This window comes from Streptomyces sp. NPDC006294, assembly GCF_042870895.1.
GTDB lineage: Bacteria > Actinomycetota > Actinomycetes > Streptomycetales > Streptomycetaceae > Streptomyces.
The window spans coordinates 304,573-323,571 of record NZ_JBIAHV010000004.1; the positions used below are offsets into that span (position 1 = coordinate 304,573).

Annotated in this window: 12 protein-coding genes, 1 tRNA gene and 2 pseudogenes; 11 read left to right on the forward strand and 4 right to left on the reverse strand. The window is 69.5% G+C overall.

Annotated elements, in window-relative coordinates; all coding sequences use genetic code 11:
* Window positions 1–54: 54 nt before the first annotated feature.
* Both ACFYOP_RS09245 and ACFYOP_RS09250 read right to left on the reverse strand, forming a co-directional pair.
* Entirely contained in the window at window positions 55–609 is a 555-nt protein-coding gene (locus ACFYOP_RS09245; protein ID WP_388451218.1) for an ankyrin repeat domain-containing protein, read from the reverse strand.
* A gap of 69 nt (window positions 610–678) precedes the next feature.
* Window positions 679–1,587 (reverse strand): hypothetical protein, encoded by a 909-nt coding sequence (locus tag ACFYOP_RS09250; protein ID WP_356891932.1) that lies wholly within the window; start codon window positions 1,585–1,587, stop codon window positions 679–681.
* Between the two features lie 304 nt (window positions 1,588–1,891).
* Here ACFYOP_RS09250 and ACFYOP_RS09255 point away from each other — a divergent pair, with 304 nt between their 5' ends.
* The 5 genes from ACFYOP_RS09255 to ACFYOP_RS09275 all read left to right on the forward strand — a co-directional run bounded on the left by ACFYOP_RS09255 (window position 1,892) and on the right by ACFYOP_RS09275 (window position 8,996).
* Window positions 1,892–2,659: a serine protease gene (locus ACFYOP_RS09255; RefSeq protein ID WP_356891930.1), complete on the forward strand. Its 768-nt coding sequence runs from the start codon at window positions 1,892–1,894 to the stop codon at window positions 2,657–2,659.
* A gap of 178 nt (window positions 2,660–2,837) precedes the next feature.
* Window positions 2,838–3,170: a chorismate mutase gene (locus ACFYOP_RS09260; RefSeq protein WP_356891928.1), complete on the forward strand. Its 333-nt coding sequence runs from the start codon at window positions 2,838–2,840 to the stop codon at window positions 3,168–3,170.
* Window positions 3,171–3,224: 54 nt separating this feature from the next.
* Window positions 3,225–5,753, forward strand: coding sequence for an aminopeptidase N (pepN, locus tag ACFYOP_RS09265; protein ID WP_356891926.1), 2,529 nt, complete (start codon window positions 3,225–3,227; stop codon window positions 5,751–5,753).
* A gap of 445 nt (window positions 5,754–6,198) precedes the next feature.
* On the forward strand, window positions 6,199–7,584 hold the full coding sequence (locus ACFYOP_RS09270; RefSeq protein ID WP_356891924.1) for a pyridoxal-dependent decarboxylase: 1,386 nt from the start codon (window positions 6,199–6,201) through the stop codon (window positions 7,582–7,584).
* Window positions 7,581–8,996, forward strand: coding sequence for a SidA/IucD/PvdA family monooxygenase (locus ACFYOP_RS09275; RefSeq protein ID WP_356891922.1), 1,416 nt, complete (start codon window positions 7,581–7,583; stop codon window positions 8,994–8,996). The genes ACFYOP_RS09270 and ACFYOP_RS09275 overlap by 4 nt, the downstream gene beginning before the upstream one ends.
* Before the next feature lie 55 nt (window positions 8,997–9,051).
* Here the strand turns inward: ACFYOP_RS09275 and ACFYOP_RS09280 are convergent, their stop codons facing one another.
* Window positions 9,052–10,863 (reverse strand): 5'-nucleotidase C-terminal domain-containing protein, encoded by a 1,812-nt coding sequence (locus ACFYOP_RS09280; RefSeq protein WP_356891920.1) that lies wholly within the window; start codon window positions 10,861–10,863, stop codon window positions 9,052–9,054.
* A 190-nt stretch (window positions 10,864–11,053) separates the two neighbouring features.
* Between ACFYOP_RS09280 and ACFYOP_RS09285 the strand changes: the two genes are divergently transcribed.
* From ACFYOP_RS09285 to ACFYOP_RS09310, 6 genes and pseudogenes are all read left to right on the forward strand, one after another.
* Window positions 11,054–11,770, forward strand: a complete 717-nt coding sequence (locus ACFYOP_RS09285; protein ID WP_356891918.1) for an SIMPL domain-containing protein — start codon at window positions 11,054–11,056, stop codon at window positions 11,768–11,770.
* Window positions 11,771–11,908: 138 nt separating this feature from the next.
* The gene (pyk, locus tag ACFYOP_RS09290; RefSeq protein WP_356891916.1) at window positions 11,909–13,354 is read left to right on the forward strand and encodes a pyruvate kinase; all 1,446 of its coding nucleotides are present in this window, start codon (window positions 11,909–11,911) and stop codon (window positions 13,352–13,354) included.
* A 378-nt stretch (window positions 13,355–13,732) separates the two neighbouring features.
* Complete coding sequence (locus tag ACFYOP_RS09295) at window positions 13,733–14,236, forward strand: MarR family winged helix-turn-helix transcriptional regulator (protein ID WP_356891914.1); 504 nt, start codon at window positions 13,733–13,735, stop codon at window positions 14,234–14,236.
* A 145-nt stretch (window positions 14,237–14,381) separates the two neighbouring features.
* A pseudogene (locus ACFYOP_RS09300) lies at window positions 14,382–15,639 on the forward strand (IS701 family transposase).
* A gap of 2,039 nt (window positions 15,640–17,678) precedes the next feature.
* Window positions 17,679–17,849: a hypothetical protein gene (locus tag ACFYOP_RS09305; RefSeq protein ID WP_356891912.1), complete on the forward strand. Its 171-nt coding sequence runs from the start codon at window positions 17,679–17,681 to the stop codon at window positions 17,847–17,849.
* A 371-nt stretch (window positions 17,850–18,220) separates the two neighbouring features.
* A pseudogene (locus ACFYOP_RS09310) lies at window positions 18,221–18,688 on the forward strand (transposase); the annotation flags it as partial.
* 166 nt (window positions 18,689–18,854) lie between these two features.
* On the opposite strand, the gene ACFYOP_RS09315 reads toward ACFYOP_RS09310, so the two are convergent.
* Window positions 18,855–18,937 (reverse strand) — tRNA-Leu (locus tag ACFYOP_RS09315).
* Window positions 18,938–18,999 lie beyond the last annotated feature (62 nt).

Here is an 18,999-nt window from a genome sequence, read left to right on the forward strand (position 1 = left end):
ACGGCACCCCGGCCGTCCGGACGCCCGGGTGCGCCACTGGCCGGCGCGCCCGCGTCAGGGCCGGCGGGGGAGTGCGCCGCCGAGACGCCTGCCGCAGACGTTCGTCGCTGAGGTGCCGTACCGCGCCGGCCGCCGTGTCGTGCGCGCAGCCCTCCGGGTCCTCGTCGGCGCCGCACCGTCGAGGGTGAGCCGCGGCGGGGCGCGAGCACCAGCGGCGGTTCGTCGCCGGGGCCGGGCAGACCGGGGTCGGCGCCGTACGCCGGCAGTCTCGACCGTCTCCGTACGGCCCTGGCGCACCGCCCGGACCATCGGGATCAAGCCGAGCGGCTCGGGCCGGTCGGGCGCGGCGCCCGCCGCGAGCAGCGCCCGTACGGCCCGCGTGTGTCCCCAGACCGCGGCCGCGCACAGCGGCAGGCCGTCGCCATCGGGGCCGCAGGGCCGGTCGGGGTCGGCGCCCGCGGCGAGCAGCGCCCGCACGATGCCCGGCTCCTCGCCGGCGGCCGCGTACAGCGCGGTCCGGCCGTCCTCGCCGGTGCTCTCCGCGGGGGCACCCGCCCGCAGCAGCCGTACGCCGGCGTCGTCGTCACCGGCGTACCCCGCCTCGAACAGTTCCCCCGTGCTGCCGGTTCGTCCGCCGACCGTCGGTTCGTCATGGGTCCGGCCCCTACGGAGACGGGGTCAGGTGTCGCATTCGAGGATCGTCCCGCACAGGCCGCAGCGAGCCCGGACCCGTCCCCGCACCGGCACCCGGATGCGCTGGTGGCACGTGGTGCAGGGGAAGGAGACCCGCAGTCCGTCCGGCCCCCGCTCGAAGGCGTACGCGAAGGTTCCCGCGGCCCGGTCGGCCGGGTGCTCCCGGGCGTGGCGGCGGTCCTTGGCGTAGCGGAGGCGGCCCAGCCGGCCGGCGGTGGTCAGCGGGGGCCGCTGCGCGTCGAGCAGCGCACGGGCGCGGCCCTTCGTGTACGCGTGGTACGCCTGCGGGCTGGTGAACCAGGTCCGCGGGTCCTCGCCGAAGGCCATCGCCCGCCCGGCCAGGACGTAGCCGAACTCCTCCGGGGTCAGATAGCCGAGCTTCTGGCTGGAGAGGGCGTCCTCCCGGAAGGCGTCCAGCAGCAGCCACCCGGCGCCCAGGTACGTGGTCACGGTGTCGGTGAGGATCTCGTTGTCGCGGGTGCCGGGGAATGTCAGCCCGAGGCGGTGCAGCAGCACATGCGTGATCTCGTGCGCGAGGGCGGCGCCGATGTCCCGCCGGTGCGTGCGGAACCGGTTGTTCAGCTCGATGAAGTACTCGGGCCCCGCGGTGAGTTCCACGCTCGCCGCGTGTTCCATCTCGCGGAAGCTGACGATCACCCGGGCGTCCGGCAGCCGCAGATGGTGCACGAGGGCGCGGGCCACGCGCTGCGCGCCCAGATACAGGTCGTCGTCGTCCGCGAAGGCCACGTCGGCGGGGAGCACACTGGGCGCGTACGTCAGCACGCTCTCGGGGGAGAGCCGCCGGTACAGCGCCGTGATCGCCGACCGCACGGTGTCCAGATGCGGAAAGCCGTGCACGACCTCGCTGACGTTCGCCACGTCCCGTACCCCCATGCACGCCGGCGGTTGCTGCGCCTGCCCGGGCCGGCGGCGCCCTGAGGCGGAGGCCGCGGGTCCGGCGGTCCTGAGGCTCCATGGTGCTGAGCACCACGACGTGGCAACTCTACGGCCCGGACGGGGCCGCGCGGCGTCCGCGGCGCCGGGGGACTGGCCGAAAGGTGCTTCTTGTGCGTCCGCTGAGCGGGTCCCATACTCCGGACAACGCCTTGTCGGGCGCATGTCATACGCACTGCCGTGCCGACCGGTGTCTGTCGGGCGTTCCCCTCAACCCCCCACGAGAGGCACTCCGTTGAAGCTCATGAGCACGCTCAAACGATGTCTCGCGGCCGGTGCGGTCCTGCTCGCCGCCGTCAGTCTCCAGCCCGCCTCCGCCTTCGCCGCCCCCTCGGAACCCCAGCCCGTCGTCGGCGGCTCCCGCGCCGCCCAGGGTGAGTTCCCGTTCATGGTCCGGCTCTCCATGGGCTGCGGCGGCGCCCTCTACGCCCGGGACATCGTGCTCACCGCCGCCCACTGCGTCGGCAGTTCCGGCAACAACACCGGCATCACCGCCACCGCCGGCGTCGTGGACCTCCGCAGCTCGAGCGCCGTCAAGGTCCGCTCCACCAAGGTCCTGCGGGCCCCGGGCTACAACGGCACCGGCAAGGACTGGGCCCTGATCAAGCTCGAACGGCCCATCGACCTGCCCACCCTGAAGATCGCCGACACCACGGCCTACAACAACGGCACCTTCACCGTCGCCGGCTGGGGCGCGGCCCGCGAAGGCGGCGCGCAGCAGCGCTACCTGCTCAAGGCCCAGGTCCCGTTCGTCTCCGACGCCGACTGCGGGCGGGCGTACGACGATCTCGTCGCCGGCGAGGAGATCTGCGCCGGCTACAACCAGGGCGGGGTCGACACCTGCCAGGGCGACTCCGGCGGCCCCATGTTCCGCAGGGACGACGCAGGCGCCTGGATCCAGGTCGGCATCGTCAGCTGGGGCTACGGCTGCGCCCGGGCCGGCTACCCCGGCGTCTACACCGAGGTGTCCACCTTCGCCTCCGCGATCAGGTCCGCCGCCGCGAACCTGTAGCGGGCCGGCGCGGGGAGGGGCGGGCCCGGCGGCCCGCCCCTCTGCCGTCTCGCCGTGCCGTGCGCCCGCCCCGGCCCCGGCCCCGGCCCCCGTCCCGGCCCCGGCGGCCGGCGTACCCGCGTCCCGGACCCTGAACACCCGCCGGCCTTCCGCCCCGCCCGACGTAAGCTCGCTGACCATGACCACGAGGGACATCGACGACAACGTGCGCGCCGAGCTCGACCGCCTGCGCGAGAGCATCGACAACATCGACGCGGCCGTCGTCCACATGCTCGCCGAGCGCTTCAAGTGCACCCAGCAGGTCGGCCTTCTCAAGGCCGAACACCAGCTGCCGCCCGCCGACCCCGACCGGGAGACCCGGCAGATCGCCCGGCTGCGCCGGCTCGCGGAGAGCGCGAAACTGGACCCGGCGTTCGCGGAGAAGCTGCTGAACTTCATCATCGCCGAGGTGATCCGCCACCACGAACAGATCGCCGACCAGCCGAACCAGAACGGTCCGGGTGTGCGCTGACAGCGCAATCACCACCCCGTGTGCTCGCCCGGGACGATCAGGCAGCATGGGCGCATGTCCGTACTGACGCGCGACGAAGCGCAGAACCGAGCCCGGCAACTCGACGTACAGCGGTACACGATCGATCTCGATCTCACCACCGGCGACGAGAACTTCGACTCCCGGACCGTCGTCCGCTTCACCGCGAAAGCGGCCGGTGACACCTTCGTCGAGATCAAGCCCGCCGAACTGCGCTCCGTCACGCTCGACGGACAGCCCCTCGACCCCGCCCGGCTCACCGGGAACCGGCTCCCGCTCACCGGCCTGACCGCGGGCGAGCACGAGCTGCGCATCGACGCCCGGATGAGCTACTCGCGCACCGGCGAAGGCATGCACCGCTTCACCGACCCCAGCGACGGCGAGACGTACGTCTACACCCAGCTGTTCATGGACGACGTCCAGCGGGTCTTCGCCGCCTTCGACCAGCCCGACCTCAAGGCCGTCTTCCACCTCACGGTCACCGCACCGGAGAGCTGGACCGTCCTCGGCAACGGCGTCGCCACCCACCGCGGCGAAGGCCGCTGGACCTGCGCGCCGACCCCGCTGATCTCCACCTACCTGGTCGCCGTCGCCGCCGGGCCCTGGCACTCCGTACGCACCGAACACGCCGGACTGCCCTTCGGCATCCACTGCCGGCGCTCCCTCGGCCCCTACCTCGACGCCGACGCCGACGAACTCCTCGACATCACCAGGCAGTGCTACGACCGGTACCACGAGAAGTTCGAGGAGCCGTACCCCTTCGACTCCTACGACCAGGCCTTCGTCCCCGAGTTCAACGCGGGCGCCATGGAGAACCCCGGCCTCGTCACCTTCCGCGACGAGTTCGTCTACCGCTCCGCCGTCACCGACACCCAGCGCCAGACCCGCGCCATGGTCATCGCCCACGAGATGGCCCACATGTGGTTCGGCGACCTCGTCACCCTCAAGTGGTGGGACGACATCTGGCTGAACGAGTCCTTCGCCGAGTACATGGGCTACCAGACCCTCACCGAAGCCACCCGCTTCACCGACACCTGGACCGACTTCGCCATCGCCCGCAAGTCCTGGGGCTACGACGCCGACCAGCGGCCCTCCACCCACCCCGTCGCACCCGACCCGGAGGCCGTCCCCGACACCGCCTCCGCGATGCTCAACTTCGACGGCATCTCCTACGCCAAGGGCGCCTCCGCCCTGCGCCAGCTCGTCACCTGGCTGGGCGAGAAGGACTTCCTCGCCGGCATCAACACCCACTTCGCCCGGCACCGGTTCGCCAACGCCACCCTCGCCGACTTCATCGACTCCCTCGCCGCGGCCACCGACCGGGACGTGCACGCCTGGGCCGCGTCGTGGCTGCGCACCACGGGCGTCGACACCCTCACCCCCGCCGTCGCCGACACCCCCGGCGGCTGGACGCTGACCGTCGCCCGCGACGGCAGCCGCCCCCACCGCATCGCGGTCGGCGCGTACGACACCGACCCCATCGACCCCGGCACGCTCGTCCTGCGCGAACGCTTCGAGACCGACGTACCGCACGACGGCGAGCCGCCGGTGCGCCCCGGCCGCCGGCCCGCGCTCGTCGTCCTCAACGACGGCGACACCAGCTACGCCAAGGTCCGCCTCGACGCCGCCTCCTGGCGCACCGTCCTCGCCTCGCTGGCCGGCATCCCGGACGCCCTCACCCGCGCCGTCGTGTGGAACGCCGCGCGCGACATGGTCCGCGACGGCGGCGGCAACTCCCGGGGGGCGACCCCCGGACCCTCGAGCATGACCCCCACCGCCTACCTCGACGCCGCCCGTGAGCACCTGCCGCGCGAGCACGACCTCGCCGTCGTCCAAGGCGTCCTCGCCTTCGCGGCGGGCCAGATCGCCGACTGCTACCTGCCCGCGGAGCAGCGCCCCGCCGCGCTCGCCACCCTCACCCGCATCTGCCGCGACCTGCTGCGCCGCACCGAGGACGGCAGTGACCCCGGGCTGCGCCTGACCGCTGTACGCCACTACATCGACGCCGCGTGCCAGCCCGAGCCCATCCAGGAGTGGCTCACCGAGGGCAGCGTGCCCGGCGGGCCCGAGCTCGACCCCGAACTGCGCTGGCGCGTCCTGCGCCGCCTCGCCGTCCTCGGCGCCACCGACGAGACGGCCATCGCCCTCGAGCTGAAGAACGACCCCAGCGCCACCGGCCAGGAAGGCGCCGCCCGCTGCCGCGCCGCCCTCCCCACCCCGGAGGCCAAGGCCGCGGCCTGGGCCCGCCTCTTCACCGGAGACGACCTGTCCAACTATCTGTTCGCGGCGACCGCGCAGGGCTTCTGGCAACCCGAACAGGCCGATCTGGTACGCGAATACGTGCCCCGCTTCTACCCCGACGCCGTCGCCCTGGCCGCCCGCCGCGGTCCGGCCATCGCGGAAGCGTGCGGCCGCTACGCCTTCCCGGCGCACGCGGTCGACGCGGAGGCGCTCCGGCTGGGCGAGGCGTGCCTGTCCCGGCCGGACATCCTCCCGGCGCTCCGCCGCAAGCTCGCCGACCAGGTCGACGACTTGCGCAGGGCGCTGCGGGTCCGGGAGCTGTGACCTTTCCCCCTCCCCGCCCCTTCCCGAACCGGGCTCCGCCCGGACCCGCGCCTCAAACGCCGGCGAGGCTGGATTCTCCAGCCCGGCCTGGGGGTACCTCCCACGGCCGACAGGCCGTAGGGGGAGTTTGAGGCCACCGCGCGAAGCGCGGTACCGGGTCCGGGCAGAGCCCGGTTTCGGTAAGGGGCGGGGAGGGGACAGCTCCGCGCAGCGGCCTCATCCCCCGCGGCCCCGGGCTCCGGCCCCGCCCGCCACGGCCGTGTACCGCACGGCCCCGCCGGCGCCGCCCCGTAACGCCCCTATACCGCACACGCACCCCCCAACCACCCCCTCCCGCAAGGCAATACCACTTTCGGGTTCTGATCGTTGAGATCTGCGGACGCCCCACCGGGCCCCTCGTCACCGTTGCGGTGACCATCCCGCGTCTCGCCCAAGGACCCGCCTCATGCCGCACACCCCGCCCCTCGCGGGAGGAATCTCCGGCCCCGACGCCCTGCGTCCTCTCCTCGCCCTCGTGCTCGACGCCCTCGGGGAGGGCGCCGTCGCGCGCGGCGGGCCGGTGCCGGCCGGCGGGCCGGGGGCCGTCGCCGCACGGGTGCGGCACGCCGCCGGCGACGTACTGCCCGAGCACGGCGACGGCGCCGCCCACGCCCTGCGCACCCTCGTCCGCGCCGTCGCCCACGGCGCCGCCGACCCCGCCGACCCCCTCTGCGCGGCGCACCTCCACACCCCGCCCCTCGCGCTCGCCGTCGCCGCAGACCTCGCCGCCTCCGCGCTCAACCCGTCGATGGACTCCTGGGACCAGGCCCCCGCCGCCTCCGAACTGGAGGCACAGGTCACCCGTGTCCTCGCCCGCGAGGTGTATCCGGACGGGACCGCTCCGGACGCCCTCGTCACCACCGGCGGCACCGAGTCCAACCAGCTCGCCCTGCTCCTCGCCAGGGAGCGCCACGGACCGGACCGGACCGTGCAGACCGTCTGCGGCGACACCGCCCACCACTCGGTCCGCCGCGCCGCCTGGCTCCTCGGGCTCCCCGAACCGGTCACCACCGACCTCCACGACCCCGCCGCCCTCGACGCCACGCTCGCCGCCCTGACCGCCGCCCACGGCCGCGAGCTCCTCGTCGTCGCCACCGCGGGCACCACCGACACCGGCCGTATCGACCCGCTCCCGGCGATCGCCGACACCGCAGCCCGGCACCGGGCCGAACTGCACGTCGACGCCTCCTACGGCGGCCCCCTCCTCTTCAGCGCCGACCGCCGCCCTCTCCTCACCGGCCTCGACCGCGCCGACTCCGTAACCCTCGACCTGCACAAACTCGGCTGGCAGCCGGTCGCCGCCGGACTGCTCGCCGTACCGGACACGGCCCGCCTCGCACCGCTGGACCACACCGCCGAATACCTCAACGCCGACGACGACACCGACGCCGGCCTGCCCGACCTCCTCGGCCGCTCCCTGCGCACCACCCGGCGCCCCGACATCCTCAAGATCGCCGTCACCCTCAGAGCCCTCGGCAGCAGCGGACTCGGCGCCCTCGTCGACCGCACCTGCGCCGTCGCCAACGATCTCGCCGACCTCGTGGAGAAGCACCCACGGCTCGAACTGTACGAACGGCCCACCCTCTCGACCGTCCTGTTCCGGCCCGCCGGAGCCACCGACGACGAGACCGCCGAGATCCGCCGCACCCTCCTCGTCCAGGGACGCGCCGTCCTCGGCCGGGCCCGCGCCGACGGCCGGCTCTGGCTCAAGGCGACCCTGCTCAACCCCCACACCACGCCCGAGGACCTCGACACCCTGACCCGACTCGTGGAAGGCAGCACACCCCGATGACCGGCACGCCCCCGAACGACCACCTCGACCGCCCCCACGACCTCGTGGGCATCGGCATCGGCCCGTTCAACCTGTCCCTCGCCGCCCTCGCCCACGGCGTCCCCGGCGGCCTCGCCGCCACCTTCTACGAACAGCGGCCCGCCTTCCGGTGGCACCCGGGCCTCCTCATCGAGGGTGCCACCCTCCAGGTTCCGTTCCTCGCCGACCTCGTCACCCTCGCCGACCCGGCCAGCCCCTGGACGTTCCTCAACCATCTGCGCGCCCGCGACCGGCTCTTCCCCTTCTACTTCGCCGAGCGGTTCCACATCCAGCGCGCGGAGTACGACGCCTACTGCCGCTGGGTCGCCGACAATCTCCCCGGCCTCCACTTCGGCCACCAGGTCGACGCCGTCCGCTGGAACGCCGAACGCGACCTCTTCGAAGTCGACTTCACCCAGCTCGACGCCGACGGCGAGGCCGAAGCCCTCGGCCGCGCCCACACCCGCAACATCGCCCTCGGCGTCGGCACAGAGCCCTACGTCCCCGAACCGCTGCGCCCGCTCGCCGACGCCCCCGCCGTCCCGGTCGTCCACTCCGCCGACTACCTCGAACACCGCGACCGGCTCCTCGCCGCCGAACACGTCACCGTCATCGGCTCGGGCCAGTCCGGCGCCGAGGTCTTCCTCGACCTGCTGCGCGCCCGGCCCGCCGGAGCCGAGAAGCTCCACTGGCTCGCCCGCACCGAGGCCTTCGCACCCATGGAGTACTCCAAGCTCGGCCTGGAGCACTTCACCCCCGACTACACCCGGTACTTCCACGCCCTGCCGGAAAGGGTCCGCGACGACCTCGTCCCCCGCCAGTGGCAGCTCCACAAGGGCATCGACGCCGACACCATCACCGCCATCCACGACGAGCTCTACCGGCGCGGCCTCCACGGCGGCTGGCCCGACGCCGTCCTGACCCCCGGCGTCACCGTCCGTACCGCCGGCCGGGTCGCCAACACCCGGGTCGAACTCCACCTCGAACACGTCCAGCAGGGGACCCGCTCCCGGCTCACCACCGACGCCGTCGTCCTCGCCACCGGCTACCGCGAACGCCCGCTCGGACCCCTCCTCGCCGGCCTCGACCCGTACATGCGCCGCGACAGCGCCGGACGCCACCTCGTCGACGCCGAGTTCCGGCTGAAACTGGACCCGGCCGTCACCGGCTCCGTGTACGTGCAGAACGCCGAACGCCACACCCACGGCGTCGGCGCGCCCGACCTGGGACTCGCCGCCTGGCGCAGCGCGAGCATCCTCAACTCCCTCACCGGCAAGGAGCCCTACCCGCTGCCGCGCCGTACCGCCTTCACCAGCTTCGGCCTCGAACGGCGCGAGGCGCCCGGCATCCCCGGCCAGGCGCCCGCACTCGTTCCCCTCGAATCGGAGCGCTGACGGTTCCAGGAACGGGTCCTGGAACCGCCCGAGAACCGGCCAGAGACACCCGCCCCTAGAAGACGGGCACGCCGTCCCGCGTCAGCTTCCAGCCCACCGACGCGAACTCCGCCGGATCGACCGAACCCTTCGCCTGCACCCAGGCGATGATCGTGTTCCGGATCTCCTCCGAGTTCGCCCACAACTGCCGGGCCGTGGCCACATGCGGGAAGTTCCCGCCGCCGCTCGCCCGGTAGTTGTTGACGGCCAGCACGAACCGCGCGGCCGGATCGAGCGGCGCGCCCTCGTACGACAGATGCACGATCCGTGAACCCGCCGGCTTCGCGATGTCGATGTCGTACGTCAGCCCGGACACCGCGTCGTAGTTGTAGTCCGGCGTCCCGCCCGCGTTCGTCAGCCTCGACGTGTCGACCGGGGCCCCCGCCGGGGTCTGCACGTAGTACCGTGCGGAGAACTCCAGGTACTCCTTCAGCTGCGCACCCGTCATCAGCCGCGCCTCGAGGGTGTTCTCGAACGGGTACAGCCCCGCCGCGTCCTTGAGCGTCACCTCGCCGGCCGGGATCACCGCAGAACGGGAGAAGCACGACGCCTGCGACAGCACCGGCAGCGCCGCGTGCTCACCGCCCGCCAGTGCCGCTCTCACCGTCTCCGCCTGGACATGGTTGATCAGGTCGATGATCGGCTCGTCCTTCCAGGGCGCCTGCTCCGTGGACATCGAGGCGGTCGACATGCCGATGACCTGATTGACGTACGCGACGACCTTCGAGTGCTCGTCGCTCAGCAGCCCGGTGATCCGCGGGTCCTCCGCGACCGTGTTCGAGTTCAGGACCTCGGCCCCGACCTTCTCGACCGTCCAGCGGCCCTTCTCCCACACCAGGTCGAAGTCGAACAGCGTCAGCCGCTGGCCCCACTTCAGCGGCTCGGAGAGCACGACCTGAGCGCCCGTCTCCTTATTGGTGACGAAGTACTCCGGTATCTCCGTGTGCGCGTGACCGACCAGGATCGCGTCGATGCCCGGCACCTGCTCGGCGACCAGACCTGCCGCGTTCTCCACGTACGGAAGCTGGTCACCGTACGACGACGTGCCGCTGGAACCCGAGTGCGCCGACACGATCACCACGTCCGCGCCCATCGACCGCAGCCTCGGCACCCACTTGGCCGCCTGCTCCTCCAGACCCGGGAACACCATCTTCCCGCTCACGTTCAGTTTGTCCCAGATCGCGATGCCCGGATTCGTCAGACCGAGGACCGCCACCCGCACATCCCGCCCGTGCGGCGTCCGCAGCCGGTGCATGCTGTACGGCGCGAACGCCGGACGCAGCGTCTTCGCGTCCAGCGCGTTCGCACCCAGCAGCTGGAAGTCGCACTGCTCCTCGAACGTGCGCAGCACCGGAATGCCGTAGTTGAACTCGTGGTTGCCCAGCGCCGCGGCGTCATATCCGATCGCGTTCATCGCCTGCGCCATCGGGTGCACCGGGCCGCGCTTGGCCGTGATCGGGTCGACCTTGGCGTAGTAGTACGACAGCTGGGTGCCCTGGATGGTGTCACCGGCGTCGATCAGGAGCGTGTTGCCACGCCCCTTCTCCTCACGCACCCGGTTCACCAGCGTCGAGATCTTCGCCAGGCCGACGTCGTTGTGGGCCTTGTCGTCGAACTCCCGGTCGGTGAAATAGTCCCAGTTGAAGACGTTTCCATGCAGATCGGTCGTCCCCATGACCGTGAACGAGTACCGCTTGCGCGGACGCCCGCGCCCATGGTCCCCGCCCCGCTCCTCGGCCACCGCCGGTGCGGCGGCGGCACCCGCGACAGCGGCGCCCGCCCCGGCGGCGGCGGTCCGCTCCAGGAACGTCCTACGGTTCAGCGGCATTTCGTCTCCCTCGGTCAACCACATGCACAACGCGCGTAGATTCTGGCCCAGGAGCCCCCCGCCGCAACACCCCCGCCAGGTTGCGATCGGATGTCCGGCACGGTGACGCTCCGGTCGCTGTATCAGCAGCAGTGTCAGACCCGGATGCGAGAGTGGAACGAACAGCCCCTCGCACCAGGGAGCCCCACCCATGACCGACGCCGTCCCGCCCGGCCCCACCGCCGTCCCGTACGCGACCCCCGAACAACCTCGCGTCGCCGTACGCGGCGAGGCGCGCATCGAGTTCGACGCCGAGATCGCCCGCATCGGCATCACCGTCAGCGCCCGCGGCAAGGACCGCCGCGCCGCCCTCGAAGACCTCACCCGCCGCAACTCCGCGGCGCTCGACCTCGTCAAGTCGTACGGCGAGGCGGTCGAAAAGCTCGAGACCGGCGCGTTCTCCGTCACTCCCGAACTGACCGAGAAGGGCCGCGGCGAACGCGTCCGCGCCTACCACGGCCGCGTCCACATCACCGCGGTACTGGCCGACTTCACCGCCCTCGGCGAACTCACCACCCGCCTCGCCGATCTCGAACTCACCCGTGTCACCGGCCCCTGGTGGTCACTGCGCCCCGACTCGCCCGCCCACGGCGAGGCCCGCCGCCAAGCCGTCCGCGAAGCCGTCCAGCGCGCCCGCGAATACGCCGAAGCCATCGGCGGCAGCCTCGCGGCCCTCGTCGAACTCGCCGACATCGGAGCCGAAGCACCCGCGCCCGCCTACGCGATGCCGGCCCCGCCCGGAGCCGTGCGCGGCTTCGCCGGAGCCGCCGCGGCGGAGTCGGCGCCCGCCCTCGACCTCGAACCGAAGCGCCAGACCGTCTACGCGCAGGTCAACGCGCGCTTCACCATGACCCCGCCGAGACTCTGACACCACACCGCCGCTCCGACGCTCATCGGAGCACCCCGGCGCACAATTCAACACTTGTCAATAACGCTTCATGCAAAGGTTGTTGAGTAGTCACACGCGACCAATTCTCTACCCATCGGTAAGACATAGGCTCGAAACATGCGCCGAGCGAAAATCGTCTGCACCCTGGGCCCCGCCACCGACACATACGACCAGATCAAGGCACTGGTCGAAGCGGGAATGGACATCGCCCGCTTCAACCTCAGCCACGGCACCTACGCCGATCACGAGGAGCGTTACCGGCACGTCCGCAAAGCCTCGGACGAAACGGGCCGCAGCGTCGGCATCCTCGCCGACCTTCAAGGTCCGAAGATCCGCCTCGGCCGCTTCCGCGAAGGACCCGTACTGCTCGAACGCGGCGACACGTTCACCATCACCACCGAGGACACCGAGGACACCGAGGACGCCGAGGGCGACCGCCACCTCTGCGGCACGACCTACCAGGGCCTCGCCGCCGACGTCACCCGGGGCGAGCGCATCCTCGTGGACGACGGCAAGGTCGCCCTCGAAGTCGCCGCCATCGACGGCCCCCGCGTCCGCACCACCGTCGTCGAAGGCGGCATGGTCTCCGACCACAAGGGCCTCAACCTGCCCGGCGTCGCCGTCTCCGTCCCCGCGCTCTCCGAGAAGGACATCGAAGACCTCAACTGGGCCCTCGGCATCGGCGCGGACATCATCGCCCTCTCCTTCGTCAGGAGCGGCCGCGACATCGACGACGTCCACCGCGTCATGGACGGGGCGGGCCGCCGCCTCCCCGTCATCGCCAAGGTCGAGAAGCCCCAGGCCGTCGACAACATCGACGACATCGTCGCAGCGTTCGACGGCATCATGGTCGCCCGCGGTGATCTCGGCGTCGAAATGCCCCTCGAACAGGTGCCCATCGTCCAGAAGCGCGCCATCAAGCTCGCCAAGCGCAACGCCAAGCCGGTGATCGTCGCCACCCAGATGCTCGACTCGATGATCGACAATTCCCGCCCCACGCGGGCGGAGGCGTCCGACGTCGCCAACGCCGTCATCGACGGCACCGACGCCGTGATGCTCTCCGGCGAGACCAGCGTGGGCAAGTACCCGGTCGAGACCGTCCGCACCATGGCCCGCATCGTCACCGCCGCGGAAGCGGACGTCCTCGCCCAGGGGCTCCCCCCGTTGACCGAACGCAACAAGCCCCGCACCCAGGGCGGCGCCGTGGCCCGCGCGGCCGCGGAGATCGGCGACTTCCTCGGTGCGAAGTACCTCGTCGCCTTCACCCAGTCCGGCGACACCGTCAAGCGCCTCTCCCGCTACCGCTCCCCGATCCCCCTCCTCGCCTTCACCCCCGACCCGGCCACCCGTTCCCAGCTCAACCTCACCTGGGGCGTCGAGACCTTCCTCGGCCCGCACGTGGAGTCGACGGACGCGATGGTCGCCCAGGTCGACGAGGAGCTCCTCCGGATCGGCCGCTGCCGCCGCGGCGACATCGTGATCATCACCGCCGGCTCACCCCCCGGCGTCCCCGGCTCGACCAATCTGGTCCACGTCCACCACATCGGCGAGAGCGTGAAATGATGTCTTCACCCACGCAGCGGTTCGAGCTTCGGGAAGAGCAGTCGCAGACGCGCCATCGAGCGGAGCGAGAACGGTGTCGAGGATCGCTTTGCCCGCGCTGATCTGGAAAATGCCTACCAGCCACGACTGCTGCTTGCCGTCACCACCGCACATCGGACAGGCCTACTAGTACTCCAGTACGGTTTCGTGATCTACCCGCTGGCTGCAGGGGCGAGCGGTCGTCGGTAGTCGCCACGTCGGGTCGTGGCATGGTGCCGTGTGAGGCTGGGGCGCCCTGAGGATGACGGTGGTCGGCGTTCCGACGCACATCCAGGACGGGTTGCAGTGAATGGCGCATTCCGGCGGTTCAGTGCGCCGGAGGAATGTCGCGTCGCGATCATGGAATCGCTGATAGGCACCCCCACTGACCAGGCGCCGGCGAACCCGGCCGCGACGGATGACATGCTGGCCACCCAACCGATCGGCTACTGGAGCGGCTTGGCCCATGCGACCGTCACGCGGTATCTGCGTGACGCGATGGCCAAGCTCGACGTCACGCAGCCGCAGTACTGGGTACTCAACCGCGTGAACGGCGGCCCTGCGGCGCCGAGCCGCGAGGAGGTCGTCGCGCAGCTGACGCACCTTGCCGACGGCCCGCACGAGATCGCCAGGGTCGTCGACCAGTTGCTCCACCGCGAATGGCTGCGGATCGACGACGGGCAGCGCCTGCACCTCACGGATGCCGGGGAGGCCGCCAGAGCGCGGCTCCGTGAGCTGGCGACCGAGGTACGCGCCGTAGTCCACAAAGGGATCAGCGACGATGAGTACGTGGCCGCGCTGAAGGTGCTTCGCATGATGGTGGCCAATGTCGAGGGCAACGGGGCTTCTGGTAATCCGTTCTGATCTGGCGGTCTCGTGACGAACCCGGCTGGGAACGCGTGCGGCCACCGCGTGATCATCGGGGGTTGTGTGGACTCCTGAAGATCGTGCGGTGGCCGCAGGCCATAGCGTAGACCCTGCCCGCTGGCGAGCGATGTTCGACCAGGTCATGGGCCGGATCGCGGTCCGGTTCGGGCGAGTTGAACCTCGGGCCACGGCCCGCGCCTACCTGCTCGGACTACTGTCGAGCGTCGAGCGGAAGAACTGTTGGCAACTGGCCGAACAGGCCGGCCATGCCCGGCCCGGGCTGATGCAGCGCCTACTGCGCTACGCCCGCTGGGACGCCGATGCCGTCCGCGACGACCTGCGTGCCTACGCCGTCGAACACCTCGGCGCCGACGGCGTTCTCGTGGTCGACGAGACCGGCTTCCTGAAGAAGGGCCGGGCCTCGGCAGGAGTGCAGAGGCAGTACACCGGCACCCCGGGACGCATCGAGAACGCCCAGGTCGTGGTGTTCCTCGCCCTGGCCACCGAGCGGGGAAGGGCCCGGTTGGCTCTACCTGCCCGAGCACTCCTGGTCCGATGATCCCGGACGTCGCACAGCGGCCGGAATACCCGAGACGGTGCAATTTGCCACCAAGTTCCGTCTGGCCTTGGAGATGATCGCTGCTGCGCTGGACGTCGGCATCACCGCCTCCTGGGTGACCGGTGACGAAGCCTACGGCCAGGACCCCCGGCTTCGCGCCGCCCTGGAAGCACGCGGCACCGGCTACGTGATGGCCGTCGCCTGCTCGATGCGGGTGAGGATCAACCACGGCCGCACGCCCATCCGCGCGGACACTCTCGCCGGCCGCCTGCCCGGCACGGCCTGGCAGCGCCACAGCGCCGGAAACGGTGCGAAAGGCCCGCGGTACTACGACTGGGCCTGGATCCACATCGGCACCGACAGCTATCGGCACCTGCTCATCCGCCGCAACCGGTCCACCGGCGAACTCGCCTTCTACCTGTGCTGGTCACCCACCGAGGTACCCCTGTCCGAACTGGTCCGCGTCGCCGGTGTCCGCTGGAGCGTCGAGGAGTGCTTCCAGGCAGCCAAGGGACAGGTCGGTCTCGACCATTACCAGGTCCGTAACTGGACCTGCTGGCACCGGCACATCACCCTCGCCATGCTTGCCCTGGCCTTCCTGGCCGCTCTCACCGCCGAAGCGGCCCCCGAACGGCCTGATGACGCATACCACCCCGCCCGTAGCCCCGATCCGATTACGCTGACCGTCCCGGAGATCCGACACCTACTCGTCGCCGTCTTCGAACAACCAGCCGTGACCGTAGCCAGACTGCTGCACTGGTCCAACTGGCGTCGGCGCCACCAGGCAACAGCCCGACTCAGCCACTACCGACGACGAACCGCTGGCAAACCCGCTGGATAGATCACGAAACCGTACTGGAGTACTAGGCCGTGGATAGCCGACGGCTTGTGGGCGCTTATCGAGCCGTTGCTGAAGCCTTGGCTCGGCTCGGGTTCGCGCCCGTTGGGCGGCCGGTGTGCCTGCAAGACACCCCGGCAACAACATGGCCTGGCAACTACTGCCGTCGTCACGGCGCACAAGGACATGCGGGCAACGTCGATCCCGTTTTCCATGTTGCGATCGACATCGGAACCTCTTGTGACCGCATAGGTCATTGACTCCGGCGTTGGGTCAAGGCCCGACGAAGCAGGCGGTAAGCAGGGGCACCGACACCAGGGAATGCCGCCGCCCACGCCGACCCCGCGCACCGAGGGCAGGGCATGCTGAACAGCACTAGACACTTCTATTCAGTACGTGACATGTTGGCACCCAGATCGAAGCTCCGGTGGTTAGGAGCCACTTGAGAAGGCCCCCGGAACAACCGGAGCTTCGATGCGTTCGACATTGCTCGCCCGACCACTCACAGCGGCCCGACCTGCACTCCAGATTTTGAATCAGTTCTGGATGAGAAATGGGAATCGTAGGCTCGTTATAACAGACACGCTACTTTCATCTCTGAAATGCACGTCTGTTCGCCGGAGCGATGGAATTACTCCGTAAAGTACTTCCACGGAGAACATGCGACCGGGCTGGTGTCCTCTATTCCATCGAAGGTGCACACCTTCATGCGATAGCTGTAGATTTTCTGAACGTCGCGGGTGAACTGGGTATAGGAAGTGGACCCCTTGCCGTTGTAAGAGGAATGAAGACTCACCCAGCCGCTACTGTTAACCTCAAGGTAACCTCGAACGCCGTGACCGTCTGCAAAGTCGTCGTAAACGCGGAAGATGTCGCCATTGTCTACGTGGACCATGGAGCCTGCGGTGTTGACTGGGGACCTTGAGTCCTGCAGGTATACCCATTGATTGCCGCTGTAAGCGACAGCTTCTGTGGTCAATGCCAGGGCGATCGCGGGGGCAGCCGCTATTGCTACGGAACGGAAAATCCAATTCTTCGGCAAGGTAGTCCTTTTATTGTGAATTACCGACAGTCTCTGGGCCGTCGACGTCATGTTTTGCTGCCTCTTCAGTGGAGCCGAAACTGAGTTGCACTCCGCTTGAGCTCCTGCAACGTCAACCATTTCGCATGCTGAAGTTCTGCTGCTTTTCAGGCTCCCCCATATTGACGGAGAGGTGGGTGCTAGGGATTACTCTGAAAACGTCTTCCATGTCGAGCATTTCACAGGAGTGCTGTCCTCTATTCCGTCGACAGTGCATACCTTCATTCGGTATTGCTTTGTGGATAGTACATCGTAGGTGAACTGGGTATAGGAGGTGGATCCCTTGCCGTTGTAAGAGGAATGTACCCGCCTATATCCGCCGGCCGCGGGGTCGAATATATCTAGATGGCCTCGAACGCCGTGACCGTCTGCAAAGTCGTCGTAAACGCGGAAGATGTCGCCATTGTCTACGTGGACCATGGAGCCTGCGGTGTTGACTGGGGACCTTGAGTCCTGCAGGTATACCCATTGATTGCCGCTGTAAGCGACAGCCTCTGTGGTCAACCCCAGGGCGATTGCGGGGGCAGCCGCCATCGATACAGTGCGGAACAGCCAGGTCTTCGACAAGGTAATCCCTTGGCCTCTCACGTTCTGACAACAATTTAGGTTTTCATCATCTAGTGTTGCACTGCAGAAGGTCAATGAGCTCTTTCCGATCTGGCTGGATGAGCGGCTAGTTGGGCTGGATTTGGGCTCCACCTGGTTGAGGGGAGGTGGATCGCTCCGGGGCGCTGAGGTTGAACTTGTGTCGTCGTAGGCGCTGGCGGCTCGTTGCCCGTGCGGTATCACCGAGACATGCGGTATCCACAAGGGGCGGGCTGACGGCCGAACGGCAGTAGTTCCGCGCAGGGGTTATGGCTCAGGCCGGAGGTTCGCCCAGGGCGAGGCGAGCTCAGGGATCACCAAGGGCCTGCGGCTCAGCATCCCTTGGTGCATCGATGGCGGCAGATGTGGGTTGGGCGTGGTCCGCGCGCGTGCGGTCGCAGGGCTGGCGTCGCTGCCGAGGCTGAGCGAGAAGCGGTTCGCCCAGCTGGAGGCGGAGCTGGCCATGGGGCCGGCCGCGCACGGCTGGGAAGACCAGCGCTGGACCCTGAGCCGTGTTAAGACGGTGATCGGCTGGGCTTCCACCTGACCTGCACGGTCCAGGGCGTGCGCAAGTTGTTGGTGCGCAACGGCTGGTCCCGCCCGGTGTCGGCCCGACGCGCGATCTAGTGAGACGACGAGGCGGTGGCCGGGTGGGCAAGGAGGTATGGCTCTGCGCGGAGGAGTCGCTGCGCCCCGTGGAGCCTGGCTCTTCTGCGAGTTGCGCCGTGAGGCGCTGTGGTTCGGCGTGGAGGAGAGAAGCCTTCACCGCCGTAGCAGAGGGGGAGCTGAGGGCAGCCTGATCCGGGTAATGCCGGGGAGGGCGGGAGAGGCCCTGACAAAGCCGAGGCGTGCCAGTACTGCTAGAGGGTGCGGGTCCGGCGATCGGGATGGAGAGGCGTACGAGTGCCCGAGGGCAGCGAGCTCTTGGACGGCTGGCCGAAGGGCATGTGACTGATCGTCCGAAAGGCACGACCCATCGCGCGCCCAGTTGAGAATCACAGACGCGTACGGCATGCGGATCACCTGCTTCGCGACCAACACCCCTGACCGGATGATCGTCGAACTCAAGCTCCGTCACCGGCTGCGGGCCCGAGCTGAGGATCAGATCCGGGCCGCCCAGGCCACCGGCCCCTCCACACGACAGCCCAGAACAGCGTCTGGCTCGAGATCGTCCAGACTGCTCTCCACCTGCTGGCCTGGATGCCCATGCTCGGTCTCACCGGCAAGGCGCGGCCCTTGGGAACCTTGCCGCCGGCGATTCCGCCTATTCCCCGCAGCCACCTAACTCGCCGCCGCAAGATCTTCCGACTCGTCAAGCATTGGCCCTGGGCCGACGAGATCACCGCCGCACTCGAACAGCTCGCGATGCTGCCAAACCCCGGCTGACCACTACGTCCACCGCCCCAACGACAACATCACCCGCCCGGGCAGTGGAACCCGGCATCCAGCCGACGCGACAGCAGGGCCACCAGCCTGCCCGACATCAGCTCCGGAGGGCGTAAGGGCCCACCGACTCTGTCGACGGACCCTTACGAAAGTTCCAGGTAAAGAGTGCCGGGTGCGGGATTCGAACCCGCACGCCCTTTCGAGCAATCGCTTTTGAGGCGATCATGTCTACCCTTCCATCAACCCGGCAAGGTTGTAGATCGGCAGTGTACCGGGTGAGGGTCACCGCCTTCAGCTAGGTAGGCTCTAAG